Origin of the sequence: Rhizobium sp. BR 315 (assembly GCF_050577975.1) — a bacterium.
In the GTDB taxonomy this organism is placed as follows: domain Bacteria; phylum Pseudomonadota; class Alphaproteobacteria; order Rhizobiales; family Rhizobiaceae; genus Rhizobium; species Rhizobium miluonense.
This window is the reverse complement of sequence record NZ_JARWKZ010000208.1, coordinates 1-511: the sequence shown is the minus strand read 5'-3', so window position 1 is coordinate 511 and position 511 is coordinate 1. Positions and strand designations below refer to the sequence as shown.

The following is a 511-nucleotide window of genomic DNA, read 5'->3' as shown; positions in this document are numbered from 1 at the left end:
AGCCTTATATGATTAATACACATCGCATGCTTGTCAGAGGGCATAGAATACCATTCGTATCAGCAGATGAGGCAATGGATATCGAGTCATTTTTCATGCGCTATTTAGAGTATATTATCTCGCTGGCACTCATTTTATTGATCATTATCATTCTGATTATCAGGGACAGAAGAAAGGCAAAAAGGGATACGGAATGATGCTGAAAAAAATAATAGGAATGACAATATTTCTTGTTGGTTTATGTATTCTTTTATATCCGCAATGGATTATTTTCTATAACGACTTTAAACGTGATCGAGCAATAGCTTCCTATTATGAGCAAGCAGTAGCCAGCAAGTTTGCGGTGGAGAAGGAGTCTGCCAGTATATTAAATGCAGAGATGGAGAATTGGGGAGATGGGCAAATTGATCCGTTTGGTGAAGATAAAGCAGATCAACAAGGAGAAGCAGGAGATGAAATCATCGGTTATTTAGAACTGCCGAAAATCGGTGAGAATCTGCCGATTTATATG

General features: G+C 38.2%; 1 protein-coding gene and 1 pseudogene. Both read left to right on the top strand.

The features are described from left to right. A pseudogene (locus tag QD409_RS35805) lies at positions 1 to 197 on the top strand (class C sortase); the annotation flags it as partial. Next, positions 194 to 511: hypothetical protein (locus QD409_RS35800; protein ID WP_430765094.1), on the top strand; the 318-nt coding region annotated here is incomplete at its 3' end. The pseudogene QD409_RS35805 and the gene QD409_RS35800, both read left to right, overlap by 4 nt.